The 26,129-nt window shown below is 59.1% G+C and carries 26 protein-coding genes and 1 pseudogene; 4 read left to right on the top strand and 23 right to left on the bottom strand.

The genetic code is table 11. The features are described 5' to 3' along the window. From VHE12_10020 to VHE12_09950, 15 genes and pseudogenes are all read right to left on the bottom strand, one after another. Window positions 1–1,752 (bottom strand): hypothetical protein (locus VHE12_10020; GenBank protein HVZ81110.1); only part of this gene is annotated, 1,752 nt, incomplete at its 3' end. Between the two features lie 323 nt (window positions 1,753–2,075). Beyond that, on the bottom strand, window positions 2,076–3,452 hold the full coding sequence (locus VHE12_10015; protein ID HVZ81109.1) for a hypothetical protein: 1,377 nt from the start codon (window positions 3,450–3,452) through the stop codon (window positions 2,076–2,078). A gap of 37 nt (window positions 3,453–3,489) precedes the next feature. Then, window positions 3,490–4,776: pseudogene (cysN, locus tag VHE12_10010) on the bottom strand (sulfate adenylyltransferase subunit CysN). Beyond that, the gene (gene cysD, locus VHE12_10005) at window positions 4,773–5,696 is read right to left on the bottom strand and encodes a sulfate adenylyltransferase subunit CysD (GenBank protein HVZ81108.1); all 924 of its coding nucleotides are present in this window, start codon (window positions 5,694–5,696) and stop codon (window positions 4,773–4,775) included. The pseudogene cysN and the gene cysD overlap by 4 nt, the downstream one beginning before the upstream one ends. Window positions 5,697–5,809: 113 nt before the next feature. Next, window positions 5,810–6,850: a sulfate ABC transporter ATP-binding protein gene (gene cysA / locus VHE12_10000; GenBank protein ID HVZ81107.1), complete on the bottom strand. Its 1,041-nt coding sequence runs from the start codon at window positions 6,848–6,850 to the stop codon at window positions 5,810–5,812. Further along, entirely contained in the window at window positions 6,847–7,755 is a 909-nt protein-coding gene (gene cysW, locus VHE12_09995; GenBank protein HVZ81106.1) for a sulfate ABC transporter permease subunit CysW, read from the bottom strand. The genes cysA and cysW overlap by 4 nt, the downstream gene beginning before the upstream one ends. 16 nt (window positions 7,756–7,771) lie before the next feature. Next, window positions 7,772–8,602, bottom strand: coding sequence for a sulfate ABC transporter permease subunit CysT (gene cysT, locus VHE12_09990; protein HVZ81105.1), 831 nt, complete (start codon window positions 8,600–8,602; stop codon window positions 7,772–7,774). Continuing rightward, window positions 8,599–8,874 (bottom strand): HPr family phosphocarrier protein, encoded by a 276-nt coding sequence (locus VHE12_09985; GenBank protein ID HVZ81104.1) that lies wholly within the window; start codon window positions 8,872–8,874, stop codon window positions 8,599–8,601. The genes cysT and VHE12_09985 overlap by 4 nt, the downstream gene beginning before the upstream one ends. Before the next feature lie 194 nt (window positions 8,875–9,068). Beyond that, window positions 9,069–10,088, bottom strand: coding sequence for a sulfate ABC transporter substrate-binding protein (locus VHE12_09980; protein HVZ81103.1), 1,020 nt, complete (start codon window positions 10,086–10,088; stop codon window positions 9,069–9,071). A gap of 49 nt (window positions 10,089–10,137) precedes the next feature. Continuing rightward, complete coding sequence (locus VHE12_09975; GenBank protein ID HVZ81102.1) at window positions 10,138–11,292, bottom strand: porin; 1,155 nt, start codon at window positions 11,290–11,292, stop codon at window positions 10,138–10,140. A gap of 269 nt (window positions 11,293–11,561) precedes the next feature. Next, window positions 11,562–12,203, bottom strand: a complete 642-nt coding sequence (locus tag VHE12_09970) for a peroxiredoxin (protein HVZ81101.1) — start codon at window positions 12,201–12,203, stop codon at window positions 11,562–11,564. Window positions 12,204–12,624: 421 nt separating this feature from the next. Continuing rightward, window positions 12,625–13,335 carry a HesA/MoeB/ThiF family protein gene (locus VHE12_09965; GenBank protein HVZ81100.1) on the bottom strand — a complete coding sequence of 237 codons (711 nt, stop codon included), beginning with the start codon at window positions 13,333–13,335 and terminating at the stop codon, window positions 12,625–12,627. A gap of 4 nt (window positions 13,336–13,339) precedes the next feature. After that, window positions 13,340–13,534: a hypothetical protein gene (locus VHE12_09960; GenBank protein ID HVZ81099.1), complete on the bottom strand. Its 195-nt coding sequence runs from the start codon at window positions 13,532–13,534 to the stop codon at window positions 13,340–13,342. 46 nt (window positions 13,535–13,580) lie between these two features. Further along, a complete protein-coding gene (locus tag VHE12_09955; GenBank protein HVZ81098.1) occupies window positions 13,581–14,756 on the bottom strand; it encodes a hypothetical protein in 1,176 nt (391 codons plus the stop codon). A 3-nt stretch (window positions 14,757–14,759) separates the two neighbouring features. Continuing rightward, window positions 14,760–15,608 carry a YihY/virulence factor BrkB family protein gene (locus tag VHE12_09950; protein ID HVZ81097.1) on the bottom strand — a complete coding sequence of 283 codons (849 nt, stop codon included), beginning with the start codon at window positions 15,606–15,608 and terminating at the stop codon, window positions 14,760–14,762. A gap of 166 nt (window positions 15,609–15,774) precedes the next feature. Here VHE12_09950 and VHE12_09945 point away from each other — a divergent pair, with 166 nt between their 5' ends. Continuing rightward, a complete protein-coding gene (locus tag VHE12_09945) occupies window positions 15,775–16,386 on the top strand; it encodes a tRNA-(ms[2]io[6]A)-hydroxylase (protein HVZ81096.1) in 612 nt (203 codons plus the stop codon). A 2-nt stretch (window positions 16,387–16,388) separates the two neighbouring features. Here the strand turns inward: VHE12_09945 and VHE12_09940 are convergent, their stop codons facing one another. Further along, window positions 16,389–17,015, bottom strand: coding sequence for a DsbA family oxidoreductase (locus VHE12_09940; GenBank protein HVZ81095.1), 627 nt, complete (start codon window positions 17,013–17,015; stop codon window positions 16,389–16,391). Between VHE12_09940 and VHE12_09935 the strand changes: the two genes are divergently transcribed. Both VHE12_09935 and VHE12_09930 read left to right on the top strand, forming a co-directional pair. After that, on the top strand, window positions 17,014–17,499 hold the full coding sequence (locus VHE12_09935) for a secondary thiamine-phosphate synthase enzyme YjbQ (protein ID HVZ81094.1): 486 nt from the start codon (window positions 17,014–17,016) through the stop codon (window positions 17,497–17,499). The genes VHE12_09940 and VHE12_09935 overlap by 2 nt on opposite strands. Window positions 17,500–17,516: 17 nt before the next feature. Continuing rightward, window positions 17,517–17,756, top strand: coding sequence for a hypothetical protein (locus tag VHE12_09930; protein HVZ81093.1), 240 nt, complete (start codon window positions 17,517–17,519; stop codon window positions 17,754–17,756). A 6-nt stretch (window positions 17,757–17,762) separates the two neighbouring features. On the opposite strand, the gene cysK is transcribed toward VHE12_09930, so the two are convergent. The 6 genes from cysK to VHE12_09900 all read right to left on the bottom strand — a co-directional run bounded on the left by cysK (window position 17,763) and on the right by VHE12_09900 (window position 24,825). Beyond that, a complete protein-coding gene (gene cysK / locus VHE12_09925) occupies window positions 17,763–18,707 on the bottom strand; it encodes a cysteine synthase A (GenBank protein HVZ81092.1) in 945 nt (314 codons plus the stop codon). After that, complete coding sequence (locus VHE12_09920; protein HVZ81091.1) at window positions 18,704–19,372, bottom strand: hypothetical protein; 669 nt, start codon at window positions 19,370–19,372, stop codon at window positions 18,704–18,706. The genes cysK and VHE12_09920 overlap by 4 nt, the downstream gene beginning before the upstream one ends. A 3-nt stretch (window positions 19,373–19,375) precedes the next feature. Further along, on the bottom strand, window positions 19,376–19,621 hold the full coding sequence (locus VHE12_09915) for an NIL domain-containing protein (GenBank protein HVZ81090.1): 246 nt from the start codon (window positions 19,619–19,621) through the stop codon (window positions 19,376–19,378). Between the two features lie 46 nt (window positions 19,622–19,667). After that, a complete protein-coding gene (locus VHE12_09910) occupies window positions 19,668–19,949 on the bottom strand; it encodes a MoaD/ThiS family protein (GenBank protein ID HVZ81089.1) in 282 nt (93 codons plus the stop codon). 81 nt (window positions 19,950–20,030) lie between these two features. Next, entirely contained in the window at window positions 20,031–22,556 is a 2,526-nt protein-coding gene (locus VHE12_09905; GenBank protein ID HVZ81088.1) for a sodium-translocating pyrophosphatase, read from the bottom strand. A gap of 232 nt (window positions 22,557–22,788) precedes the next feature. Then, window positions 22,789–24,825 (bottom strand): hypothetical protein, encoded by a 2,037-nt coding sequence (locus VHE12_09900; GenBank protein HVZ81087.1) that lies wholly within the window; start codon window positions 24,823–24,825, stop codon window positions 22,789–22,791. A gap of 131 nt (window positions 24,826–24,956) precedes the next feature. Between VHE12_09900 and VHE12_09895 the strand changes: the two genes are divergently transcribed. Beyond that, complete coding sequence (locus VHE12_09895) at window positions 24,957–25,370, top strand: hypothetical protein (GenBank protein ID HVZ81086.1); 414 nt, start codon at window positions 24,957–24,959, stop codon at window positions 25,368–25,370. Window positions 25,371–25,380: 10 nt separating this feature from the next. Here the strand turns inward: VHE12_09895 and VHE12_09890 are convergent, their stop codons facing one another. Then, window positions 25,381–26,127 (bottom strand): peptidase E, encoded by a 747-nt coding sequence (locus VHE12_09890; protein ID HVZ81085.1) that lies wholly within the window; start codon window positions 26,125–26,127, stop codon window positions 25,381–25,383. Window positions 26,128–26,129 lie beyond the last annotated feature (2 nt).

Below are 26,129 nucleotides of genomic sequence, written 5' to 3'. Positions count from 1 at the left end.
GTCCCGGACCTTCAGGATGAACCCGTATCCCTCCTCATGGAGGACATCCAGCCCACGACGGACGAACCCATCCAGTTCCTTCCACTGGCGCGCGTCCAAGGGGTGGGTCGGGAACATGGAGGCCGCCGTGATTCCCTGGGCCGTATTCACCACGACATGGGTGAAGCCCATCTTCCGGACCTCCTTCCCGATCCCCGCGGAATCGAGACCCCGTTCCGCTAGGGAGGTCAAAAAGGAAAGGTCGTAACCGGTATCCGTTTGGAAAGACCGGGGGTAATAGAGCCCCCGGGCATCCCCTACGATCAGGAGGCGCGCGTCCTTGGGCAACTCCTGGCCGACCCATCCGCAAAGCCCCTCGTAAGGATTGCGGACCGCCCTCTCCAAGTAAGCCGGGACGCTTTCGCGACAGGTCCAAACCCCGCCTCCCGGATAGTAGACCGAGCTCAGGCCCGCCAAGAACGGAAAGCAAAGGATGCCGGTAAGGGCGGGCAACCAGGCGGCCCACCTCTTTTCCGCAACTCCATCCCCGGGACCCAGGCAGGCCGCGATAAAAAGAAGGGTCAAGACCAAGGCAGGCAGATGGAATTTAAGGATCCCCGTCACGAAAAGCCCGGACACCCAAAGAAACGGGATCACCCAGGATAGAAAACGGGAGGGGACCTTGCGGAAGGCCAGGAGCAGGCCCAGGGGCGCAAGGGCCAACGGCAGGGGGCCGGCGAAATTAAAGAGCGCGGGCCGGGTCATCAAAAGATACCACGGGGCCTCCCATCCCCTGCCCCCGTGGGTCCAAAGACCCTGATCCTGCAGCATGGAGCGATATCCCACCGCCGACATATGGCGCGCGCCGATCCAATCCTGTAAATAGGGATAAAAGGGATCACCCGTATAGACGAAGTTCTTCAAAGCCCATGACCCCGCCACGATCGCAGCCAAACCGAGGATCCATCCCATGGGTTCCCAATTCCGGAAAGGCCTCGGTCCCCGACCCGCCATCGAAAGGGCCAGGATCCCGGCGGCCCAGCCAAAGACCGAAGTATATTTGATCGCCAACGCCATGCCCCCCAGAAGACCGGCCAGCATGGCCCAATTTCGCCCCACGCCTGCTCTCTCCAAGGCATAAAGGAAAAGCAACAGGAACAGGGATTGAAGGACCTCGACCTGGGAAGTCCAAGAAACCAAATGGGCCAGGGGAAGGGTGAGCACCATTCCCAAAGCCAACCAACGGGCCCTTTCACCACCGATCTCCGCCGCCCAAGCTCCCGCCACCATTCCAAGAACGCCCAAGCTGGCGATGTTCAAGCACTTCGCCGACTCGGTCCCCTGCAGGACGTATCCCGACAAAAAATAGAGTTCGCCGCCGTAAGGGAATCCCCCGAACGGTTGGGAGGGAAGGTCGGCCAACCCGTGCCTGAACATCCAATAGGAAAGGGTCCCCAAGTGATAGACCAATCCGTCCGGATGGGTCTCGGGGAGGAGACCGTGCAAAAGGGTGAAGAGCCCATAGATCACCGCCACCCCCATCAAAAAACGCAAGGGGATCTCCCGGGGCCAGGACCCTAGGATCCCATCCCCGCTCCTTCGCCTCCCCAAGAACGACAGGATCAAAAGCAGTAGGATCACGGCCATCAGGAAAGGTGCGAACCAAAGCCCGACCAACCCCCAACCCATCCATAGCAAGGAAAGGAAAATAGCGCCCAAGGCATAATCCAATCCAAAACCCATCCATGGGTCCAGGCGGCCCAAGCGGAACAAGGGTTGGAGACCCCTTCCGAGCCAGAGGGTCACCCAAAAGACAACGGAGGCGGACAGAAGGATGTGGATGAACCTAATTAAGGAACCCCAAAGGACGGCGGTCCTTTCCCCACGAAAGGAAAAAGCCGAGGCCATTAAGGAACGGGGGTCGACCGGGATGTTCAAAAAATAGCCGACAAGGACGAACAAAGCCCAAAAAAAGCACCCGATCGAGAGGGCTTTCAGGAGGTGTCTCGAAGTGGGACGAATGGATCTCAAGGGTCAGGCCATGGAAGGAACGGAGGATGAAGCACAAGGCATGTTCCCATATTTCTTCCCGGCCTTCAACGGACCCTGGGAACGTACCAGCGACGGCCGAATCCCTTGAAAGCGACCTGGTAGGAAGCCTCGACGGCTTCCACCGCCTTCGCAGGAAGAAGATATTGCCGGTCCAGGTCATAAAGTTCGATGGTCGCGAACTTCCTTTCTCGAATAGCCTTCAAAAAAGGCCCCATGTCCAACTTCCCCGACTCCACCATGGCCGTGTATTCCATGGGCATGATCCAGACCTTCTTCCCGGCCATCAAAGGAAGGTCCGCATCCAAGGCCAGGTGTTCTCCGGGCTGACGGTAGATCGAAAGGGCGGATGATTTCATGGCCATCTCTTCACGGCTCGGCAACCGCGGCAAGGGACGGACCAGGAACAAGAGCAAACCCACGAGCAAAAGACAGGCCACCGTCCATCCGGCCCAAGATGGGGCCTTTGACTTCCCAACGACCCTTCCCCACCCTTCCCCCAGGGCGAAGATCCCGTAAAGCCAGGGTTCCAAGAGGTAATTTTCGGCGGCGCCTTCCCTCCCCAGGGCCAACAAGAGCAAGAAAGAGAAAAAGAGCTGCCACTTCAGCAGGGGACGCAAGTCACGGAGGATCAGTGTGAGACCGACCGCCAGGAACAACCACCCTTCTTCGGGGACCACGGCGGCGCGGAGATAGTAAAAAAAGCCCGACCAATGGAAGGTCAGGGGCAGTGCCCGGAAGTTCCAGAAGAAGAACCAGCCTCCGCTCGACCATTGCAACAACAAATAGGCGGCCGCCACCGGAACGAGGGAAAAGGCAAGGAACCGTGCCAGGACCCGATAATCCCCTTTCCGGATGGCCGAAACGCTATAGGCCATCAAGAGGATCAGCGCGCTCTGTTTGAGAAGAAGGGCCAAGGCCGATAAGGCGGCGGCCAGTGGAAGCCTGCGTCCTTTCTTTTCATCGTCACCGTAAAGAAGGAGGAATGCGCCGAATTCCACCGCCAGAAGAAGGGTGTCCATCCTTCCCATCGTCCCCCAGACCCGCCCGGTGGGAGAGACCCAAAAGAGGAAAAGCAAGGCGGCACACCAAGCCTTGTCCCAACGCCGCCAACCCCAGGCCAGGAGAAGACCGCCGCAAGCCAGATAGCCCGACAATGCCAAGAGCCTCCCCGGAAAAAAAGGGGCGGACAGAAGTTTGGATAAAAAGCAAAGAAGGAGGGGGAACAAGGGAGGGTAGGCCGGGTAGAGGAATGGTCCATGGGCCGGGTCGAAATAGAGGTTCTCCCCCCGGGCCAGGATCCGGCCGAATTCGACATTGGCGGCTTCTCCCTGGGCGACTTGGAAGGGACAGACCAACCGGTCAAAGAGCAGTGGAAATCCGGCGAGCCAATAGAGGAAGGCGAAACCGGCGATGATCCACAACAGGGTCTCCGGAGAGGACCGGATCCCGTCCTTAGCCAACGATCATCCCCGCGGCGACGGTGTTGTTGTTGAGCTCATCGATGAGGATGAAGCTCCCCGTGGCCCGGTTGCGGGTATAGGGATCGAAACAGATGGGTTTCAAGGTCTGCACCTCGACCAAGGCGATATCGTTGAGGTTCAATTCGGAGGCCGGGTTCTTCTCCAGCGTTTTCATGTCCCGCACCCATTGGATGCCCGAGATCATGGCCTTCACCTCGGTCGCGGCCAATTTCAGGACGTATTTCTTCTTCAGGGCCATGGGTTCCTTGACCATCCAACAAAGGTTGGCCTGGAAGCGGTTGGCGACCGTGGGTTTGTTCTCCGGATAGCAGATCATGTCGCCCCGGGAAATATCGATCTCATCGGCCAAACGGAGCGTCACGCTCATGGGGGGGAAGGCCTCGTCCGATTCCCCCTCGAAGGAGTCGATGGCCTTCAGGGTCGAGGTGAAGCCGGAAGGCAGGGCAATGACCGGCTTGCCCTTTTGGGCGATGCCCGAGGCCACTTTTCCGGCGAATCCCCGGTAATCCAGGTTGGGCCTGAGCACCAGTTGGACGGGGAAACGGAAATCGTCCAGGTTGCGGTCCTTGGAGATCTCGATGGTCTCGAGCAACTCCAGGAGGGGTTTTCCCGTGAACCAGGGCATGTTGGGGCTCTTCGTGGTGACGTTGTCCCCTTTGAGGGCCGAGATGGGGATGAATTCCAGGTTGGCGAGGCTCGGGGCCGCCGGGTTATCGGCCACCAATTGGGAAAAGAAATCCGTGTAATCCTTCTTGATCCGCTCGAAAACGTCCTGTTTGAAATCCACCAGGTCCATCTTGTTGACCGCCACCACGATGTGGGGAATGCCCAGGAGCTTGGCGATATAGCCGTGCCGTTTGGATTGGATCATGACCCCGTTGCGGGCGTCGATGAGGATGATGGCCAGGTCCGCCGTCGAGGCCCCCGTGACCATGTTCCGGGTGTACTGCTCGTGGCCCGGGGTATCGGCGATGATGAACTTGCGCTTGGCGGTGGCGAAATAGCGGTAAGCCACGTCGATGGTGATGCCTTGCTCCCGCTCGGCGGCCAGGCCGTCGGTGATGAGGGCGAAATCGATGTCCTCACCGCCCTTGCGCTGGGTGGTCTTGCGGATGGCGTCAAGCTGATCCTCAAAGACACCACGGGAATCGTAGAGCAAGCGTCCGATCAGGGTCGATTTCCCGTCGTCCACGCTCCCCGCCGTCGAAAAGCGCAGCATGTCCATCTGTTCGTAATTGAGGAGGGTCTTGGCACTGAGGGTCAAAAGTAACCCTCCTTCTTCTTCTGTTCCATGGAGCTGTCGGAGCCGTGGTCGATGATGCGGTTCTCCCGCTCGCTCTTCCGCGTCTGGATGAGGTCCTCGATGATGCCCCGAAGGTCGTGGACTTCCTTCTCGTTCTGGACCGCTCCCGTGCAGGACATGCAGCCCAAGGACCGAAAGCGGACCCGCATCTCCTTGATCTCGTCCCCTTCCAGGATGGGGATGTGGGAGACCCAGGGGATGAGCAGGTTGTTGCGCTTGATGATCTTGCGGGTATGGGTGAAGTAAATGGGGACCACAGGGATCTTTTCCATCTCGATATAGAGCCAGATATCCAGTTCGGTCCAGTTGGACAAGGGAAAGACCCGGATGGACTCCCCTTCGTTGATCTTGGAGTTATAGAGGTCCCAAAGTTCGGGCCGCTGGTTCTTGGGGTCCCATTGGCCGAAAGCATCCCGGAAAGAATAGACCCGCTCCTTGGCCCTGGACTTTTCCTCCTCGCGGCGGGCACCCCCGAAGGCGGCGTCAAAACCGTGCTTGGTGAGCCCGTCCAGCAGGCCCTGGGTCTTTAAAAGACCGCAGCATTTCTGGACCCCGTATTTGAAGGGGCTGGAACCCTCGGCGATGGCCTTCTCGTTGCGCTCCACGAAGAGCTTGGCGCCGATATCGGCGATGAACTTGTCGCGGAACTCGTACATCTCGGGGAACTTGTAGCCCGTATCCACATGCATCAGGGGAAAAGGGATCTTGCCGGGGTGGAAGGCCTTCTGCGCGAGGCGGACCATGCAGGAGGAGTCCTTCCCCACCGAATAGAGCATGACGGGGTTTTTGAACTCGGCCGCCACCTCGCGGATGATATGGATGCTTTCCGCTTCCAGTTGGCGCAGGTGGGAGATGGTTCGATTGGAGAGGGTCGTCGTCATGTCGATCTTCCTGTTGTTTTCAGGCCATTATTCGGTCGCCCGCAGGGGCGTTTCCAGGGAGCGGGCCAAAAAGGACCCCAAAAATACACTTTCCCGTGGTTTTCCTCAACCGCCTAGAGGGGGAATACGTGGAAAGCCGTGATAGCGGCATAAACATCCTGACCGTCCTTGAACCCGCTGGCCAGGGCGACCCCCTTGGGGACCTGGGCGAAGATCCTCTTATCACCCCCGATATCCAACTGGTACTCGATGACCGTTCCCTTGAAGCGGCTCTTGGCGATCTTGGCCCGCACCTGCAGGGTCTCGAACTGGGCCGTCACGTAAACGTCATTGGGCCGAAAATAGATCCGGATCTTCTGTTTGGGCGGCAAAGAAGGACTGACCGAGAACCGGAAGGGGCCCCAAACCGCCAATCCCTTTTCGGCCACTTCCGTATCGATGTAGTTGGTCTCCCCCACGAACTGGGCGATGAAATGGGTCGAGGGCTTGTCGAAGATCTCGATGGGCGTCCCGTCCTGTTCGATGACCCCATGGTTCATGATGAGGATCCGACTGGCCACCTCCATGGCTTCCTGCTGGTCATGGGTCACGAAGAGGGTCGTGACATTGGTCTCCTCATGGAGTTTCAGGATCCATTCCCGTAATTCCTCCCGTACCTTGGCGTCCAGTGCCCCGAACGGCTCGTCCAGCAGAAGGACCTCCGGACGCGGTGCCAAGGCCCGCGCCACGGCCACACGCTGGCGCTGGCCTCCCGACAACTGGGCCGGGAACCTTTTCTCATAGCCCTTCAATTGGATCAGGTTGAGGAGGTCATAGACTCTCTCCCGTATCTCTTTTTCCCCTTGTTTCCGGACCCTGAGGCCGAAAGCGATGTTCTCAAAGACCGTCATGTGCTTGAAAAGGGCGTAATGCTGGAAGACGAAGCCCACGTTCCTTTCCTTGGCCGAGGCAAATGTGGCTTCCCGTCCGGTCAGGTGGATCTCACCCGAATCGGGGGTCTCCAGCCCGGCGATCATGCGCAAAAGGGTGCTTTTCCCGGATCCGGAAGGCCCCAAAAGGGCGGTCAAGGAACCGGTCTCCAATTTAACGCTCACACCTTTCACGGCCTTGAACCCGTTGAAGGTCTTGCTCAACTCCCGTACTTCGATGCTCATGCCAACCCTCCATGGATCTCATCGGGCAAATGTTCGCGCTCGAGGGCGTACTTGGCCCCCACCAGTGACTTGGCGATCAAGGTCAGGATGGCGAGGAAGGTGAGAAGGGAAGCCACGGCGAAGGCCGCCGCGAAATTATACTCGTTGTAGAGGATCTCAACGTGGAGCGGAAGGGTGTTGGTCATCCCCCGTACATGGCCGGATACCACAGAGACGGCCCCGAACTCCCCCATCGCACGGGCATTGCAGAGGATGACACCGTATAGGAGCCCCCATTGGATATTGGGAAGCGTCACCTTCCAGAAAATCTGCCACCCACCGGCGCCAAGAACCAAAGCGGCCTCCTCTTCCTCGCTCCCCTGTTCCTGCATGAGGGGGATGAGTTCCCGGGAAACGAACGGAAAGGTGACGAAGATGGTGGCCAGGACGATTCCGGGCACCGCGAAAATGATCTGGATATTGTGGTCCTTCAGCCAATGGCCCATCAGCCCCTGAAGGCCGAAAAGAAGGACGTAGATCAGGCCCGAAACGACCGGTGAGACCGTAAAGGGAAGGTCGATGAGCGTGATCAACAAGCTTTTCCCGGGAAACCGGAACTTGGTAATGGCCCAGGCCGATGCCAGGCCGAAAAGACCGTTGAAAAGGACGGCGAAAAAGGCCGCGATCAACGTCAACCGGATGGCCGCGAAAGCCACCGGCTCCCGGATGGCCTCGAGATAATAATCCACTCCCTTGGCCATCGCCGCCGTGAAGACCTGGGCCAATGGCACGATCAGGAAGAGCCCCATGAAAAGGAGGGCCAACAGGATCAAACCCCACCGGACGAAACGGGGCTCGGTCAAGGCCCGGGTGGGGTCGCCGAGACGGTCTCCCCTCACTACGACAATCAACGTCTCTTGGGGCATGGCGTCTTTCCTTTCCTCAATGGGTCCGGTAATTACCGGCGCGGGATTGAAGCCAATTGATGGTCAAAAGGGAGAAAAAGGAGATGACCAGCATGACCACCCCCAGGGAGGTGGCGCCAACGTAGTCGTACTGCTCCAGCTTCGTGATGATCAAGAGCGGGGTGATCTCGGTCTTCATGGGCATGTTGCCCGCGATGAAGACCACCGATCCGTACTCGCCGACGGCCCGGGCGAAAGCCAGCGAAAAACCGGTGATCCAGGCGGGGACCAACGTGGGCAGGATGACCCGACGGATGGTGTACCAACGGTTTGCTCCCAGGGAAACCGCGGCCTTTTCCATCTCAGGATCCAGCGATTCCAGCACCGGTTGAAGGGTCCGCACCACAAAAGGAAGTCCGATGAAGGTCAAGGCCAAGATGATCCCCAAAGGGGTATAGGCCACCTTGATCCCCAAAGGTTCCAGCCGACTTCCGATCCATCCATTGGGCGCATAGAGGGCGGTCAAGGTGATCCCTGCCACGGCTGTCGGCAGGGCGAAAGGCAGGTCCACAAGGGCGTCCATGACCCGTTTGCCGGGGAACTCATAACGGACGAGGACCCAAGCGACGATCACGCCAAAGACGGAATTGATCAAAGCCCCCACGAAAGAAGCGCTGAAGGTCAGTTTGTAGGAGGCCACCGCACGGGGTTCGGTCACAGTCTGGAGGAATTGTCCCCAGGTCAGGTCCGTGGTCTTCAGGACCATGGCTCCCAAGGGAATGAGGACGATAAGGCCTAGGTAGGCGAGGGTAAAGCCCAGGGTCGGTCCAAAACCCGGAAGGACCCCGGTGTTGTTGAAGGATTTCATAATTCGGTCTTGTTTTCCCATTCCTTGAGCAACGAACGGATGGCTTGGATGGCCTGGGACGCATCCTCCCCCTCGGCCGAAAACTCGAGTAACGTACCATAAATGGCCCCAAGGGTTAAGAGTCCCAGGAGGCTTTTGGCTTCCACTGTGTGGCCGCCGGCGGTGACCCAAATGCGGCTCTTGAAACGGCTGGTGACCCGCACCAGCTCTGCCCCGGCCCTCAAATGCATTCCCAATCGGTGTAGGATCGGGATCTCTTCAATGATCTTCACGGGGATACCTTGAACCCATATCGGTTCGTGTTGTTCAGGAACTGTCCATTCCATGATCGATTACACTACGATCCCAAGTGGAGCTAGGGCCGAAACGCCGCAAGCCCCTTTGAAAAAATCGCGGGAAACGTCCCTGACACGTTCCCCGCGTCGACCCGGAAAAGAGGGGGAGAGACCCTCCCATTGGTCCGGAATTATTTAAGCTGGTAGATCTGGTCGAACACGCCCCCGTCCCCGAAATAAGCCGCTTGCGTCTTCTTCCATCCACCGAACACCTTATTGATGGTGAAGAGATTCAACTTGGGGAAGGTGGACGAATAACGGGCCAGGACCGACTTCGAGCGCGGCCGGTAATAGTTCTTGGCCGCGATCTCCTGTCCCTCATCCGAGTAAAGGTATTTCAGGTAGGCTTCCGCCACTTTGGTGGTGCCGTGCTTTTCGGCGTTCTTGTCCACTACCGCCACCGGAGGCTCGGCCAGGATGCTTACCGAGGGATTGACGATCTCGAACTTACCCTTTCCCAATTCGTTGACCGCCAGGTAGGCCTCGTTTTCCCAGGAGATGAGGACGTCCCCGATCCCCCGTTCCACGAAGGTGGTTGTGGAGCCCCGTGCCCCCGAATCCAGCACCGGGACGTTCTTGTAGAGCTTCGTGACAAATTCCCGGGCCTTTTCCTCGCTCCCATACTTCTTCAATGCGTAACCCCAAGCCGCCAGGAAGTTCCAGCGGGCCCCACCCGAGGTCTTCGGGTTGGGGGTGATGACCGAGATCCCCGGCTTCACCAGATCGCCCCAGTCATGGATGCCCTTGGGATTCCCGAACCTCACCAGCAGCACAATGGTGGAGGTGTAGGGAGTGCTGTTGTAGGAAAGACGAGACTGCCAGTCCTCCCCGATGAGCTTCGACTTGTCCACGATCGCATCGATGTCCGAGGCCAGGGCCAGGGTGACGACGTCCGCCTCCAGGCCGTCGATGACCGCCCGGGCCTGCTTGCCCGAACCGCCATGGGACTGGTCCACCGTGACATCCTGCCCCGTCTCGGCCTTCCAGTGCTTGGCGAAGGCCGTGTTGAAGGCCTGGTAAAGCTCCCGGGTCGGGTCATAGGACACGTTCAAGAGGTGAACGCTCCCCTCCGCTCCAAAAGCCAACCCGCTTGAAATCGAAACCCAAAAGACAGCCACAGCCAGGAACCGCTTGATCCATTGCTTTTTCATTTTTCTTCTCCTTGATCTTTGATGCTCGGACGTTGGCCCGTGCGGGTTGTTAGATCTTGACCTGAACCTGGCCGATGACCTGTTCGTACTGAGCGAAATGCTCCTCGAAGTTGACGCTCAAACGCACGTCGTCATGCCCATGGAACCAGTCCAAACCCGCCGTCAGGACGTCATTATTTAGGTTGTTGGCCGAACCGACGGTCGAGTCCACGGTGTAGGATTCCGCACGGAGTCCAGGCCGCCAATCCTCGATCCGGTAATTCGCGCTAACGTACCATCCTTGGGGACGGGACAGGGCTGTGCCGGAGGGGTTGTAATTGTTCCCCGGTTCCAATTGGGCTTGGATGTACTCACCCTGGAGCTTCAAACCGCCAACATTGACCCGGCCTTCCAGGCCGAAGGCATTACGGTCCCCGGAATGGGCCGCCACGGTGCTTTCCCATCCGTCATAACCCGAGGCCCCGACAAAGACCTTCCAGTCGGCTTCCCCGTAGGTCAATCCGATCCTCCCGGCCAGGTCCTTGTTGTCGTTGTTGTCCGGCGTGTTCTGACCGGACCCCTGGACCAGGGCGACGGCATATTCCAGCTTCAACGGACCCAAGGGCACTTTGCTGGACTGGACCTGGATGGCCAGGTCCCTGCGGTCCTCAACAGCGCTCGTCACCAGGGCGCTATCGGCGAAATCCAGGTCGGCCGAGGAAGTCCGCGCCTCCAGGCCTTGGGCGTAACGCTGCTGCCCGATCTGGATGTCCGCGAAGGGGATGTAGGACAACCGAACCCAGTAGTCCTTCAACTGCGAACCCGTAGCCACACCCGCCTTGGTGCTGGTCGAGCCCAGGAAATCATACTGGACCCGGTAGGCGACCTGTTTGTTATCCAGGTCCCCCGAGAAGCTCACTTCCGCCCGGCGACCCAGGAAGAGGTCGTTGTAGGAAGCACCACCCGTTGCGGTCTTGAACCCCTTCGGTTGGAGGGACTGCACGCCGGAATTCGCGTATTGCGCCTGCAACAGCACATTGACCCGGGCCGACTTCGCCAGGTCATTGATCCGGTTGTTCAGGCCTTCGATATCGGAGACCGTGACCTCCGCGGGCGTATCCTCGAAATCGGCATCCTGCTTGGGCTCCTCCACGGCACCCACCCTTCCCACCGACAGGAACAGTCCCGCCAGTAAGACCAGCGAATAGACGTATAGCTTTTTCATTTCTTACCCCTTTTTTAATTTTCCCGTTTTGTATCGCGGCGGGTCGCCGCTCGGGGCCAACCAAAAAATCCCGGCCCCGCTTCATCAGCGGGTCGGGATTATGTGGAACACAATAATCGCAACACCGCTTTAGTCCCCTGTTCGTCCGCGCCGAGAACATCGGTCCGGAACCGGCCGGGGCAAGTTGGTCATTAAATCCCGCCGTTCAACTGCTTTAATTGTCCTCTCCCACCTCCCTTCCTGTCCGGATTCCCCCCTCTAAAGAGCCCTCACTTCTTGTTCGGCTGGGGCGTCAACCGCAGGTAAGGCCGAACCGCCTTGAATCCCAACGGGAAACGCTGCCGGATCTCGGCCTCATCCTTCAAGGCCGGCACGATGACCACGTCCTCCCCGTACTTCCAATTGACCGGGGTGGCCACCTTATGGTTGTCCGTCAACTGGAGGGAATCGATGACCCGCAGGATCTCGTTGAAATTGCGGCCCGTGCTGGCCGGATAAGTGATAAGGGCCCTCACCTTTTTGTCCGGGTCGATGACGAAGACGGACCGCACTGTGGCGTTGGCCAGGGAATTGGGGTGGATGAGGTCGTAGAGTAGAGAAACCTTATGGTCGTGGTCGGCCAGGATGGGGAAATTCACCCGGGTGTTCTGGGTCTCGTTGATGTCCGGGATCCAGCCCTTGTGGTTCTCCGCCGTATCGACCGACAGGGCGATCACCTTGGCCCCGCGCTTCTCGAACTCGGGCTTCAAGCGGGCGGTCTCACCCAGTTCGGTGGTGCATACAGGCGTGAAATCCGCCGGGTGGGAGAACAACACCACCCAGTTCTTTCCGGCCCAATCATAAAAATGGACAGGCCCTTCGCTCGACTCCTGCGTGAAATCCGGCGCGATATCTCCAAGTCGCAATGCCATGACGTGCCTCCTAAATTTTTTGAGGAGGCCCAAGAAAAAAAACCGGGCCACCTTTGAGGCGGCTCGGGTTTCCGGAATTCTGGAAAGCAGGCGCCGCTTTAGCCCCCTGTTTTCTCTTTCGAGTGCTGGCCGGGGCAAGTTGGCGAAAAACCCTTGTTTTTATGGTTTTTCGGGGCGATTCAACACCGCCCAATTAAAGCCTCACCAGGGCGCTTTTCATGAAAAGCGACAAAAAGTACCCGAAAATAAAAAACCCGGGCCGCTCTTAAAGCGGTCCGGGTTTAGGGATTTCTCTCTAAATCGCATCTACCGCTTTAGCTCGCTGTTCGGTCCTTTTGGGAACCACGCCGGAGCAAGTTGGAACTTAAAGCCCGCGTTGTTTAGAAAAAATACTTTCAGGCGGCCGAAATGTCAAGCGGTTTTATCGGGCTTGGACTTCGCAGTTCCCGGCCACTGCGCCTATCTCCACCTTTCCTTGGCCGCAAGCCTGGCATTGCGGGTCCCGTTCAGGGAGGAGGGACCTGGCTTCCCGCCTCAAGGCGTTCCATTTCCAGAGCCGGAAAGGGCCCTCTTCCTTGGCCAACCGAAGGGCTTCCAAAGCCTGGAAATAACCGATCGCCTGGGAGAAAGAGCCCAGGACCCCCGCTTCCCGACAAGTGGGCATGGCGAAGGGCGGCGGGATCTTGGGGATAAGGCAGCGAAGACAAGCGGTCTTGCCCGGGAGAACGGCCATCACCTGGCCCTCGAACCCGACCACCCCGGCATGGACATAGGGCTTGTCCAACTTCACGCACCAATCGTTCAGGATGAATTTCTTTTCGATGCGATCCAGGCCGTCAATGACCAGGTCGTACGGGGAAAGGATCCGTTCAGCGTCATTCCCCGAAAAGGAACCCTGGATGGCCTCAACTTCGAGTCCCGGATAAAGGACTGCCAGGCGCTGCCGGGCCGCTTCCACCTTGGGCCGCCCCAGGTCCTTCTCCGAATAGAGAACTTGCCGGTGGAGGTTCGAAAGTTCGACCTGATCCGGGTCCAGGAGGGTCATCCGCTTCACACCGGCCGCGGCCAGCCCCAGGACGGCCGGACAACCTAGCCCGCCGACCCCCACGATCAATATCCGAAGGTCCCTCAAGTTCTCACCTCATCAAGGAATAGACCACGATGAGGATACCCCCCGCCATGGAGAAAAAGCCAAGGGCCCGCAAGGTCCAGTAGGCCCAGGGCAAGGAATCCTCGTCCTTTTGGGCCCTATAAAGGCTGAACATGGTGGAGAACTGGAAAAAGCCGAAACCCAGACAAAGGATCCCGAGCCCTAGAACGAAATATCCCAATGAAATCTCCAGATCTTCGAATTAGTCAAAGGGACCCCGGGCCTTTTCAAGGCGAAGGACGTTTGCGCACCAGGACCCGGTTGACCGACTTCCCCTCCCTCGATAGGAGGACCCAATAATCACCCGGGGGACTGTCGGCCCCTCGGGCGTCCTTCCCGTCCCAGACCGTCCATTCTCCATGGTCGGCTATGACCTTTTTTTCAAGGATCCTTTTGATCGGGGTCGAACGTGAATCCAGGACATCGACGGTATAAAGGCCCGGACCGTCCGCGAAGGTCACATAAATATTAGCAGGGGGACGGTCAAAGACAATGACCTCCCCCCCGATCGCCGGGATCGGGGACAGGACCGGAACCGCGGTGGGCGTAAAGGTCGGTTGGGCCAGGAATTCGTGCAAAGGCCGGTAAATGTCCAGGGCTTCCTCGGTCGGAGTCGCCACAACCGCCGGGGTCAGCGTCCCCGGAGCGTGCAGGACGGCCGACAAGGACGGAACGGAGGTCGGGGTCGTTAGGACCGGATGATCACGATAAGTTCCCGGACCCTTGGGCACCTCAGCCCAAAAACCCTTCCGGGTCGAAGGCGGACAATAAGGACTGGGCCCGATATCCAAGGAGAACCGGCGGCGGTATAGATGCCTTTCACCGGGAACGGGTCGTTCCCCGGGCCTCGTCGTCAGAAAAGCCACCGGCGCGTGCGTCTCCGGGTCGGTCAGTTCAGCCAATCCCTGTACATGAAAACCTCCGTTCGATGCGCTAGGCCAGCCCGAGTCGTCGAACAGGGTCCCGTGCCACCCCTTCGGTTCCTTCTCTTCCCGGTCGGCCAAATAGAACGAACGGTTCTCGGGGACCTCATTGCTGGTCAAGACCATCCTGGAACCATCGGAGAAACGGAGGTGAAGGGCATAAGCCAGTCCCACCTGGTCCCCCGGCAACGGAATAGATGAATAGGCGTTGGAATTGGAAATGGCCAGGACATTGTCCCGATGGAAATAACAGAGGTGGTCCGGCAAGCACTGGATGGTCTGGAAACCCTTGCTGGCCGGGGTCCTGCGTTGGCTGTCCACGATGGGGATGCCGTTGAGCCAGATGTCGGCCCAATCATCCACGGAGATATAGAGGGTGGCACCGGTCAGGTAGGGTCGGGGCGTTTGCGCGCGGCCCGGGCCCATGGCCCCCAAGAATCCCAAGGCCAATAAGAGGATCGGGCCTTTCCAGGTCGCCATCTCCTAGCGGGCCGCCATTTCTTGATGGCGCTTCTGGATGTGGAACGAGACCTCCACACCGAAAAGAATGACCAGCCAGGAAACATAGAACCACAGGAGGATGACCGGGAAGATCCAAAGGGCCCCGTAGATGTTCGACTGTTTGAACACCACATGGGTGTACCAGTTCATCCCCCATCGGGCCACCCCGATGAAGAAGGTGGAAGCCAGGGCCGCGCCCGCCGCCGCGCCGAACCCCACCCGGGTATTGGGGATCCATTGATAGAGCCATCCGATCGCCGCCCAGGTCATGAGAAAAGGGACGAAGGTGGAGAAGACCCACAGGTTCAGGTCGGGTCCCAGGATCCTCAGACCTTCCATCCAGCGTTTCAGGTCCATCAAGAGGGTCAGGGCCAAGGGGAGTCCGACGAAAAAGGTCATGTGCCGCAGCCACTGGGACCCCAGGGGCCTGGGTCTCTCGATGCGCCAAAGATGGTTGAAGGAATGCTCCACGTCCCGCAGGAGCAGGAAAACGACCATCAGGAATCCCAGGAATCCGAACCAACCGGCCCGCTGGGAATGGAAGGCGAATTTCCGGACCGAGAAGCGGATCTGTTGTTTCCCGATCTCATTGAGTTGCTTCAGGTTCTGGGATTCGGATGGGTCCAAGAGCGAGTTCGGGTCGGACACATCGACCGGATAGATCCCGTCCACCAACTGGTCCAAAAGGAGGTTCCGTTGGCTCTTGAAGGCCTCGTTCGACAGGACCGCCAGGAGGATGGCCAGGGCCGGGACCAGGGCCAGGATGGTCTTGAAGGCCAAGGAACTGGCGTAAAGGGGTTTCTTGCGGCTTTCCTGGTTGTCCCCTTTCAAGAACGCTTGGCGAATGGCCCAAGGGATGGTCCGGAAATCGGTCCAAAGCGAAGGGTCTTCCCTTCGAAGGCGGTCGTGTCCACGAAAGTGAGGCAAGCTTGTGTCCTCGGGTTAGAATGAGGGTCATTTTATTCAACCAAGACCGACTTTCGGAACTTATCACGCCATGAGCACCAAAAAATCCCTGCCCCTTCGCACTGCCACCCCACCTTCCTGGGCCCCATCGGTCCTGAAAGACCCCATCGCCCTTCTATCCGACCAGGCTTATCTCGAAAAGAAAGCCGCGAACAATGCGCTGGAATTCTTGAACCTATGGCCCGGGCCTGAAGCGCCTGAACATTGGCTTTCGTCGGTCGCCGCCATCGCCCAGGATGAAACAACCCACATGAAGATGGTCCTGAAACTGTTGGAGAAAAGAGGCGGAAAGCTCGAAAGGACCCATAAGAACCAATATGCCATGGACCTGAGGTCCTGTATCCGAAAGGGCAAAGGGCTCCAGGACCTGGCGGACCGCCTGTTGATCTCGGCCCTCATCGAAGCCCGTTCCTGTGAACGTTTCGAACGCTTAGCGGAGGCTTGCGAGGATGGCGAATTGGCTAGGTTCTACTCGGGCTTATTGGAATCTGAGAACGGCCACTACCGGCTCTTCGTGGACATGGCCAAGAAGGTAATGCCAACGAAGGAAGTGGAAAGCCGGTGGGATAAATTGTTGGATATGGAGGCCAAGATCATCCAGGAACAGGAAAAGGGTCACCGGATCCACAGTGGATCCTTTTAAGATCACGAACCGGCTTGTTCAACAGCCTTCTTAAAAACTTCCAGACTTTGCGCGCCTGACACCGCCAGCTTGTCGTTGAAAACAAAGAACGGCACCCCCTGGATACCCAGGTCATAGGCCTTCTCTTCGGCGGCCCGGACTTCCTCTTCAAATCCATTGCCCGCTAAAAGCTTCTCGACCTTGGTCTTATCCAATCCAGCCGAGGTGGCCGCCTCGATCAGGACCTTCTTGTCCCCGAGGTCCTTCCCATCCGTGAAATAGGCCTTGAAGAAGGCGTTATGCGCCGCATTTCCCTTCCCTTCCTGGTCAGCGAGCCATAGCACCCGGTGGGCATTGAAGGTGTTCGGCGTCCTTTGGATGTCGTCGAATCGGTAATCGATGCCGACTTCTTTTCCCAAAGCGGTCAAACGGGCATGGGCCGCGTCCAGCACATGACGACCGCCGAATTTGGCTTCCAGATGGGCCTTATGGTCCAATCCCTCGGCCGGGGTCCCCGGGTTCAACTCATAGGGAAGGAAACGCACGTCGGCTTTGCCGTCCCATTGTTCCAAGGCGGCTTCCAGCCTTTTCTTCCCCAGGTAGCACCAGGGGCAGATGACATCGGAATAAACATCGATCTTCATGGTCATGGCGACCTCCACCCCCACCTTAAGTTCCTGCCAATCCGGTGGCAAGCCTTCCCGGGTCCTGGGAGGTTACCGGCGATATACTGGAGGCATGAAGATCATCAAGATACGCACCCACCAGCGGGACGAGATCCAGGACATCACGCCCCTGTTGCAGGATTTCGTGACCAAAAGCGGTCAGGAATCCGGGCTTCTATCGGTCTTCTGCCCCCATACGACCGCGGCCGTCTCGGTCAACGAGAACGCCGATCCGGACGTGAAACGGGACATCCTCTACCACCTCAAAAAGTCCATCCCACAGTCCCCTGAGTTCAAGCACAACGAGGACAATGCCGACGCCCACATCAAGTCGGTCCTGACCGGTGTGACCCAGATGCTCATCGTGGAAAAGGGGCGGATCTGCTTGGGGATCTGGCAGGGGGTATACTTTTTGGAGTTCGACGGGCCCCGGGAACGGGAAGTCTGGCTGAAACTGCTGCCGGGTTGAAAACCAAGGAGGGAACGATGAAAAGGCTCGATCAAAAAGGCGAAGGAATGGTCATGAACCTCATCCTCTTGGCCGTAGTGGTCGCCTTGGGCTATGTCGGTTACGTCTATCTTTGGCCGATGGTGGACAAGCCCGGGACCACCCAGGCCTCCAACGCAACACCGGTCCCTGGCAAGGACGCTCCCGCCGGTTCCCCCGCCGCGGGCATGGTGCAGGGCGCCGAGGCCGCCGGGGATGTGCTCAGCTCCGGGCGCTGAAAACCCTCACTTCTTCTTTTCGAATTCCTCTTCCAGGCTGAAATAGCGCTCGCCCATGTCGCAGCAGATGGTCACAATGCGCTGGTCCGGGCCCATGGACTTGGCAAGCCGCAGGGCCGCCGCCACATTGGCGCCCGAGGAGATCCCCAGGAGAAGCCCTTCCTCCCGGGCCAAGCGCTTGGTCATGGCGAACGCTTCCTCATCGGTGACCGTCATCACCTCATCCACCACCGAGCGGTTCAAAACCGACGGAACGAACCCCGCCCCGATGCCTTGGATACGGTGGACACCCGGTTTGCCCCCTGAAAGCACCGCCGACGCCGCGGGTTCCACCCCCACGATCCGGACCTTGGGGGACTTGGCCTTGAAGTATTCTCCCACCCCCGTGATGGTCCCTCCGGTGCCGATCCCGGCGACAAAGGCGTCCATCTTTCCTTCGGTGTCCTTCTCGATCTCGGGAGCGGTCGAGCGCTTATGGGCCTCGGGGTTGGCCCGGTTGGCGAACTGTTCGGGCATGAAATAATGCGGGTTCTTTTCCTTGATCTCACGGGCCTTGGTCACCGCCTCGGACATGAGACCCTTGGCCGAGGTCAGGACCAATTCGGCCCCATAAGCCTTCAAAAGGACCCGGCGTTCCTGGCTCATATCCTCAGGCATGACCAGGATGAGCTTGTAGCCTCTTTGCGCGCAGACCAGGGCCAATCCGATGCCGGTGTTTCCGCTGGTGGGCTCCACCAGGGTCCCGCCGGGCTTGAGGATCCCTTTCTTCTCGGCGTCCTCGATCATGGCCAGGGCGATACGGTCCTTGACGCTCCCACCCGGGTTGTAGAACTCCAATTTACACAGGACCTGGGCATGGGCCTTGTCCGGAATGTTCTGGAGCCGCAGGAGCGGCGTATTACCGATGATCTGGGTGACGTTCTCGGCCAAAGGATAGCGATTATGGCTCATGGGGTGACAACCGCTCCTTCCTCGGCCATCCGGGCGGCGCATTTGTAGGTGGGGTGGACCGCGTGCTGGACCGAGACCCCGGCCCCCAGCGCGTTGATCCAGACCTTTCCGGTCAGAGGCGTTCCACCTTTGAGGATCCAAAGGAGCGCTTCGGTCGCCGCCAGGGCTCCGGTCATTTCCTGGATGGCAGGGGTCCCCTGAGTGAAGGCCTTGGGATTCATGACCTCGAAACATTCCAGGCAGGGACATTGCCCGTCTTGGTGTTCCACCGCCATCAAGGCAAAACCCGAAGCCGCCGGCCAACCGAAAAGGGCCGACTGAGCCTGACGCCGGAAAGAACGGCTCATCGCCCGCCGGAACGCCGGGTCTTCGGAAAGGACCATCCCCAAAGAAACGCTAGGAAGCGTTCCCGGGGCCTCCCGAAGCAGTTCCAACCTCAGTTGGGGAAATTGTTCCGTCAAAGAGGAACCGTCAAAGGGGGCCTTTGAAAGGAGGATGATCTGGTGGATCCCGGAAGAGGCGAGCCCTAAAACGGCGGACTTCAGCGCGGGGCCGTCCCCGGCCAGCAGGACGCGGGCCTGGGCCCATTTGGCCTGACCTTCCTTCCCCACGCCGGAAAGGATCTCCTGCCGGAAAAAGCGGTCCTCGACGGTCATTTCGGGCACAGGCTACTCGACGATATCTTTGACGATGGGGTTCACGTCGATCCCCTGGGCCGTCAGGTCGTCCAAGGCCTTCTTGACCTCGGCCTCCGGACCCTCGATCTCCATCTGGACATAGCCGAAACCCTTGGTGATGGAAGCCCGGCGGATGTTCACGGTCACGTCGTATTTCTTGATGATGGCCGACAGGACGGGTTGGGTGACCTTTTCGGTGGGGTAATCGAGTTCGACGAGTTTCTTGATGGAAAGCATGGGACGCTCCAGGATCGAAAGGCTCCCCGCGGGAACCGGTTGGCTTTTAGCGAACTCCGCCCGCGATGGCCGGGACGATGGAGATCTGGTCGCCCGCCTTGACGGCAGTGGCTTCCCCTTGCAGGAAGCGGATGTCCTCTTCGTTCAGGTAGATGTTCACGAAGCGGCGGATCTTGCCGTTCTCGTCACAGAGCCGGTCCTTGAGGCCGTTGTAGTTCTTCCCCAGGTCGTTGATGAGGTCGGCGACCGTGGCGCCATCGGCGTTGACCTCGGCCTGGTTGTTGGTGAGGTTCCGCAAGGGGGTGGGGATGAGCACTTTCACGGCCATGAACTTCCTCCTGGTGGGGTGTGAGAAGTCCCGATTATGGACGAAAGAGCCCCGGAAATTCCAGGGGAAAAGACCCCAGGACTAATCGAGCGGCTCCGTTCCCGGTTTCAAGATGGCGGATCCCCGCGGACTTGTCAAAACGGCTTTTTCCTCGATGACAGGCACCTGGATCGGGACGACCACCTTCTCGAACTCGGCCCCCACATTGATGCGCATCAGGTAGAAGGATCGCCAGACGAAATGCAGGGCTACCGAAAGGAACAGCAGGAAGACGATGGCGCGTGCCACCGGCGAGACCGAGGGACTGATGGCCAACTCCACGGCCAACAGTCCGAAGAGGGTGGTGAATTTGATGACCGGGTTCATGGCCACCGACGAGGTGTCCTTGAAAGGATCGCCCACCGTGTCCCCCACCACCGCCGCGTTGTGCAGGGCCGTCCCCTTCTGTTTCAGGGTGGTCTCCACGATCTTCTTCGCGTTGTCCCAGGCGCCCCCCGCATTGGCCATGAAGATCGCCTGATAGAGCCCCGAAATGGCGATGCCCACCAGGTAGCCGATGAAGAAATCCGGGTCCAGGAAGGCGAAGGACAGGGTGGCCGCGAAAAGGGCGATGAAGATATTGAGCATCCCCTTTTGGGCGTAAAGGGTGCAGATCTCGACCACCCTTTTGGAGTCGGCCACCGAGGCCTTGGGCGACCCCGAATCCAGTTTGATGTGGCCCTTGATGAACTCGACCGCCCGGAAAGCGCCCGTGGAGACCGCCTGGGTGGAGGCGCCCGTGAACCAATAGATGACCGCCCCGCCGGAGATCAATCCGAGCAGGAACATGGGATCCAGGAGGGAGAAATGGACCGCGACGGCGTCCAATTGGGCCTGGGTGACCTCCCCGGCCGAACCCGCCCGGGCCAGGAGCACGACGATGGAAAAGACCAGCGTGGTGGCCCCCACGACCGCGGTCCCGATGAGCACCGGCTTGGCCGTGGCCTTGAAGGTGTTCCCGGCCCCGTCGTTCTCCTCCAGGTGTTCCTTCCCCACCTTGAAGTCGGGTTTGAACCCGAAATCCCGCTCGATCTCCTTGCCGATCCCCTTGATGGACTCGATGGTGGAGAGTTCGAAGACCGATTGGGCGTTGTCCGTCACCGGCCCATAGGAATCCACCGCGATGGTGACCGGCCCCATCCCCAGGAACCCGAAGGCCACCAAACCGAAGGCGAAGACCGCCGGCGCGACCATCAATCCATCCAGGCCCATCTTCGAGATGAAGAAGGCGACCCCCATCAACAGCACGATCGAGAACCCCATCCAAAAGGCCGAGAAGTTACCGGCGACGAACCCGGAGAGGATGTTGAGGGACGCCCCCCCTTCCCGCGAGGAATAGACCACTTCCTGCACGTGGTGGGAACGCACCGACGTGAATATCTTCACCACCTCGGGGATGATCGCCCCCGCCAGGGTGCCGCAGGTGATGATGGAAGCCAGTTTCCACCAGAGGGATCCGTCCCCCAGGTCCCCGATCATGAAGGCCGACGCCAGATAGGTGACCAGGATGGAGATGAAGGAAGTGATCCAGACCAGGTTGGTCAACGGCGCCTCGAAATCGAACCTGGCCTTTTCACCGTAAAGGGCCCGGGACACCACGCTGTTGACGGTATAGGCCAGGCCGGAGGTGGGGATCATGAGGATCCTCATGGCGAAGATCCAGACCAGCAATTTCGATTGGATCTGGGGCTCGGGAACGGCCAGGAGGATGAAGGTGATCAAGGCCACCCCGGTCACCCCGTAGGTCTCGAATCCGTCGGCGGTCGGCCCCACCGAATCCCCGGCGTTGTCCCCGGTGCAGTCCGCGATGACACCCGGGTTCCGGGCATCATCCTCCTTGATGTTGAACACGATCTTCATGAGGTCCGAACCGATGTCGGCGATCTTGGTGAAAATGCCCCCGGCGATGCGGAGGGCCGCCGCCCCCAGCGATTCCCCGATGGCGAAACCGATGAAGCAGTAGCCGGCCAGGTTGCCGGGGACCCCCAGGAGGATGGCCAGGAGCAGGAAGAGCTCGATGGAAATGAGCAGCATCCCGATGGAGATGCCCGCCTTGAGGGGGATATCGGAACAGGGATAGGGCTTGCCCGCCAAGGAAGCGAAGGCGGTCCGGGAATTGGCGAAAGTGTTGATCCTGATCCCAAACCAGGCCACGCTGACCGCACCGGCGATCCCCAGGAGGCTGCAGGCGAGGATCAGGGCCACGTTCAACGCTCCCACGGGTTTCAACCATCCGAAATAGACTAGGATGATGGCGCCAATGAAAAGCCAAAGGAGCAGGATGAACTTGAGCTGGGTCCTCAGATAGGTCTTACAAGTCTCGTAAATGAGCTCCGAGATCTCCAACATGGAACGATGGACCGGCAGGTTCCGGAGGTTCCGGTAGATCCTTCCGCCGAAAAGCATGCCTCCCAAACAGACCCAAAGGCCCGCTTGAAGGACCTGGGTCCCGGTGATGCCAAGGAAATGGACCGACCCCAGGTCCGGGATCGCCAGGTCGGCTTCCCCGGCCAGCAGAGGGGAGGCCATCCCCATCAAAAGGAGCGTGATCCACCCGGCCATCGGCATGAAGTTCCGTCCGCTTCGCATGGAAGTCTCCTTGGGGAGGTTTAGCGCAATTATTGAAAGAGTTCGGGGCCCGGGTGATGACACGGGTCATATTGCGGGAGACGACGGGGAAAATCGAGGAAAGGCACATCTTTTACCTGAACGAAACGCAGCGGGATCCAGATGCCTTCCGATGATGTTTTGGGTCCCGTTTCGGGAAAATTTTCCCGTTTTAACCTTAAAGAGGTCCGCCTTAATTTTTTAGGAGCGGGAACTCGGTCACCCGCAACCGGGCCGAACCATAGGGCACCAGGACCAGGTCCTCCAGGGGCTCGGTGCTCGCCACCGGGCTTTGGGGCGGCGGGAGAGCGGCGCCTTGGGCGAAGGCCCAGTCGGGCAATTTCCTTCCGCGGGCCCTCACATGGATGGGAACATCCGACAAGGTGAAGGGATCCCCCGACAAGGCCGTCACTTGGATCTCCAAACTCTTCTCCGGGTGTTCCGTATCCAACTGGAGGGCGTAATTCCAAGCCGTTTGGGGCAGTACGAAATAATCGAAACGCTTCTTGTCCTTCGTTTGGAAGGGAAAAGGCCGAGCCTGCTTCCAAACCTCCGGCAGCCCCAAGGAATAGACCAAAGGCCCCCGTTCGACGCTCACCGAATCCTCGTAACCACGGTGGATCTTGAAGGTCATCGGCAGGTGAAGTTGGACCCGTTCGTCCCCCGTCCAACGCCGGGCGATCTTCAAGTACTTCCCCGCTTTACCGCCGAGTTCCTTCCCATCGGGCAAGGTCACGGAAGCACCCTTCGCCCAACCGGGTATCCGAAGATAGAGGGGAAAATCCGACCCTGAGCCGGAATGGACCGTGAAGGTCAGGTCCTCAGAAAATGGATATTGGGTCTCCAACTCGATGGAAACGTTCCCGCCCGCGACCCGGGCCGTCACAGCACAAGGCGCATAGGCCACCGCGGCCAGGCCCCCGTCCGGGGTCCCCATCCATAGGTGCGAAACGAACTTCGGCCAACCCTGGTGGAAATTGGCGGTGCAGCAGCCATATTGGGGTTGAAGGCCGAAAAGGTTCGACTCTCCGCGGTTGGTGGTATAGACCGGCTGTTGGTAGAAGACACAGGCCACCTGGTTGGCCTGTTCGTCATATTGATGGCCCCAGTAGTCGGGACTGATGGCCGCCGGAAGGGCGTTGAAGGCGATCTTCTCCAGGCGGTCCGCCGGGGCACAGCCCCCCAGGATGGAAAGCTGGGTCTCCAACGAATACATGGTCTCCACGATGGCGCAAAGCTCGGTCCCTTGGGAGGGACTTCGTCCCGCCAAACACTCGTCCCCGCTGAAAAGACCGTTGGGCTCCCCGTGGTATTTATCCAGTTCCCCGATGGCCTTGGGCGACAGGTCCTTGAACTCATCCTGGTCCGTCAAACGCCAGAGGAGCGCCGGCACCTTGAGCCCCATGGCGTTGTTGACCACATGGCTGTACCAGTTCCAACCCGGCGATTTTTCCTTGATGGGCAGGTCCTCGAAATGCTTGGGCCAGTTATAACCTTGGGAAGCGGCCCGATAGGCCAGGGCCAAGGCCGCCGGCTCATGGGTACGGTCGTAGTACCAGAACAAGGTGGTGAGAAGGTCCCCGTAACGGAAAAAATTCCAATCGTAGAGGGACTTTTGCTCCAACTGGCTGGCGAGGGCGGCCAAGTCCCGGCCTATGGCAGGAAGGATGCGGGGATCCCCCGTGGCTTCCTGGTATTGGGCCAGGGCCTTCAGGATGACGAACTGGGGCCAGGGGTCCCGGGAATCGGGCGGCGGCCCCGGGATTCCGAAGGGACCCCGGATGGTCTGGGGACCCAGCCATCCATCCTTCTGGGCATGGGCCAGGATATAGTCGATGTGCTTGGTGACCTTCGCGATCAGCTTCGGGTCCCCGGTCAGATAGGCCAGGGGGATGGCTCCATCCAGCCAATAGGGCGCCCTCTCCCATCCCTCCCCATCGCCGCCGAACCAGCCGCTTTTCGCCACATCCGGCCAGAATTCGTCCAGGTGTCCCGATAGGCCCGCAGCCTGGAGCTTCAGTTGGTCCAGGATCCAGCCTTTGGGTTTGATCGCGCCCAACGGCAAGGGTTCCATCGCCAGGGGTTCAAGTCCCAGGGGGCGGTTGGCTCTTTGGTCTTGCTTGTATTTGCGGTAATAAAGGAACCCCAGGAGCCCGATGCCGACCGCCAAAAGGGCGATCAGGACCTTGGGAAGGATGCTTGAGGTTTGGGGAGAAGTGTCCTCGGTCAAGTTCCGTCCTTTCCGGGAGGCGATCGAGCCACCACTTTAACAGGACGTCCGGGAGGGCCCCTAAGGAAATGCCCGTTAAATGGAGATTCAAGATTGACCTGGAACGTCCGTTAGGACTACCGAGGAATCCTATGAACCCCTTACAAGCGATCCAGGACCTGGAACAGGCCCTTCAAACCCCGGCCCATAAGAACATCCCCGCCGCCGACGGCCCTTTGGCCGGTTTCGAGCAGGCGATCGACCAATTGGTCGCCCAAAGGAACGCCACGGCCAAGGACATCCAAAAAGCTTCGGTGGAAAAGGCCAAGTGGGAAGCCGAAAAGCTCGCCGCTTACCGGAAAAAGCTCGCCTATCTCGAATCCCAGGTCGAAGCCGCCCGGGTCGCCCTTGCGGCCTCGGAGGGAAGCTCCGCTTCCCCCGCCCAAGACCCCAACCAGCTGTTGGATTTTAAAAAACAGGAATTGGCCTATTGGCAGGGGAAGTTGAGGCAGATCGGACCGCCCCAGGATGACCCGAACGTCCCCTGTGTTACCCTCGAACCGTAAAGTACTAGGCCTATTTCCGGGTCAATCCGTTCAAGTCGAACCACTTCCCCTTGGGCAGTTTTTCCTGGAAATAGCGCCCGGCTTTCCAATAGACCCGGTAAACCCCTGCCGTCGGTTTGGAGACCACAGCCCGGGCTTTGTCCCCAACCACTTCCAAGGCCGCGCAATTGTCCATGGCCAGGGCGACACCCGGCGTCTTTTTCATCATTTCTTTGAGTTCGGGTTTCCGGTCCCTTTCCCCATCGTAATGGGGACAGCCTAGGGCGTCGATGAACCCTAATCCGGTCACTTTGATGAGCTTCGCTTTGGGATTTTTGAATTTACGGGAGTCCGAATTCCCTTGCCGGAACCAGCAAATGGCCCCGGCACTGGGACCGCACAGCACCTTTCCCTTTTCCCGCGCTTCCCGCAGGACCTTATCGACCCCCAATAATTTCCAGCGCCTCATCATTTTGAGGGTGTTCCCTCCCCACACAAAGACCACGTCCGAGGCCATGACCTTCTTACGGATTTGGGCGATCGCAGGCTTGGTTTTAACGAGATAGAGGGTATCCAAACGGCACCCAAGACGCCTGACAAAAAGCCGCTTCACCATTTCCACGGTGGCAAGGCGGTCATCACTGGCCGTTGGAACGAACAAGATGCGGGGATACTTTTTGCCGCTTAAATGGATTATTTCTTGGCAAAGAGGGACGACATCAACGGGGGGATTCCCCCACCCGAACCTTCCCCCGCCGATGGCGACGATCTTGAGCATCG

The organism is bacterium, assembly GCA_035549195.1.
Lineage (GTDB): Bacteria > Oederibacteriota > Muellerivitia > Muellerivitales > Muellerivitaceae > DASZRK01.
The sequence above is the reverse complement of the archived record's forward strand: the minus strand, read 5'-3'. Positions and strand labels throughout refer to the sequence as shown.

Coding starts and splice junctions, on each gene's coding strand:
- VHE12_09940 (HVZ81095.1), bottom strand. CDS start 17,015: ATGACCATGAAGATCGATGTTTATTCCGATGTCATCTGCCCCTGGTGC.
- VHE12_09930 (HVZ81093.1), top strand. CDS start 17,517: ATGAAAAGGCTCGATCAAAAAGGCGAAGGAATGGTCATGAACCTCATC.
- VHE12_09970 (HVZ81101.1), bottom strand. CDS start 12,203: ATGGCATTGCGACTTGGAGATATCGCGCCGGATTTCACGCAGGAGTCG.
- cysK (HVZ81092.1), bottom strand. CDS start 18,707: ATGAGCCATAATCGCTATCCTTTGGCCGAGAACGTCACCCAGATCATC.
- VHE12_09945 (HVZ81096.1), top strand. CDS start 15,775: ATGAGCACCAAAAAATCCCTGCCCCTTCGCACTGCCACCCCACCTTCC.
- cysW (HVZ81106.1), bottom strand. CDS start 7,755: ATGCCCCAAGAGACGTTGATTGTCGTAGTGAGGGGAGACCGTCTCGGC.
- VHE12_09980 (HVZ81103.1), bottom strand. CDS start 10,088: ATGAAAAAGCAATGGATCAAGCGGTTCCTGGCTGTGGCTGTCTTTTGG.
- VHE12_09905 (HVZ81088.1), bottom strand. CDS start 22,556: ATGCCGATGGCCGGGTGGATCACGCTCCTTTTGATGGGGATGGCCTCC.
- VHE12_09890 (HVZ81085.1), bottom strand. CDS start 26,127: ATGCTCAAGATCGTCGCCATCGGCGGGGGAAGGTTCGGGTGGGGGAAT.
- VHE12_09915 (HVZ81090.1), bottom strand. CDS start 19,621: ATGCTTTCCATCAAGAAACTCGTCGAACTCGATTACCCCACCGAAAAG.
- VHE12_09935 (HVZ81094.1), top strand. CDS start 17,014: ATGGCGACCTCCACCCCCACCTTAAGTTCCTGCCAATCCGGTGGCAAG.
- VHE12_09955 (HVZ81098.1), bottom strand. CDS start 14,756: ATGGCGACCTGGAAAGGCCCGATCCTCTTATTGGCCTTGGGATTCTTG.
- VHE12_09975 (HVZ81102.1), bottom strand. CDS start 11,292: ATGAAAAAGCTATACGTCTATTCGCTGGTCTTACTGGCGGGACTGTTC.
- VHE12_09910 (HVZ81089.1), bottom strand. CDS start 19,949: ATGGCCGTGAAAGTGCTCATCCCCACCCCCTTGCGGAACCTCACCAAC.
- cysA (HVZ81107.1), bottom strand. CDS start 6,850: ATGAGCATCGAAGTACGGGAGTTGAGCAAGACCTTCAACGGGTTCAAG.
- cysT (HVZ81105.1), bottom strand. CDS start 8,602: ATGAAATCCTTCAACAACACCGGGGTCCTTCCGGGTTTTGGACCGACC.
- cysD (HVZ81108.1), bottom strand. CDS start 5,696: ATGACGACGACCCTCTCCAATCGAACCATCTCCCACCTGCGCCAACTG.
- VHE12_09895 (HVZ81086.1), top strand. CDS start 24,957: ATGAACCCCTTACAAGCGATCCAGGACCTGGAACAGGCCCTTCAAACC.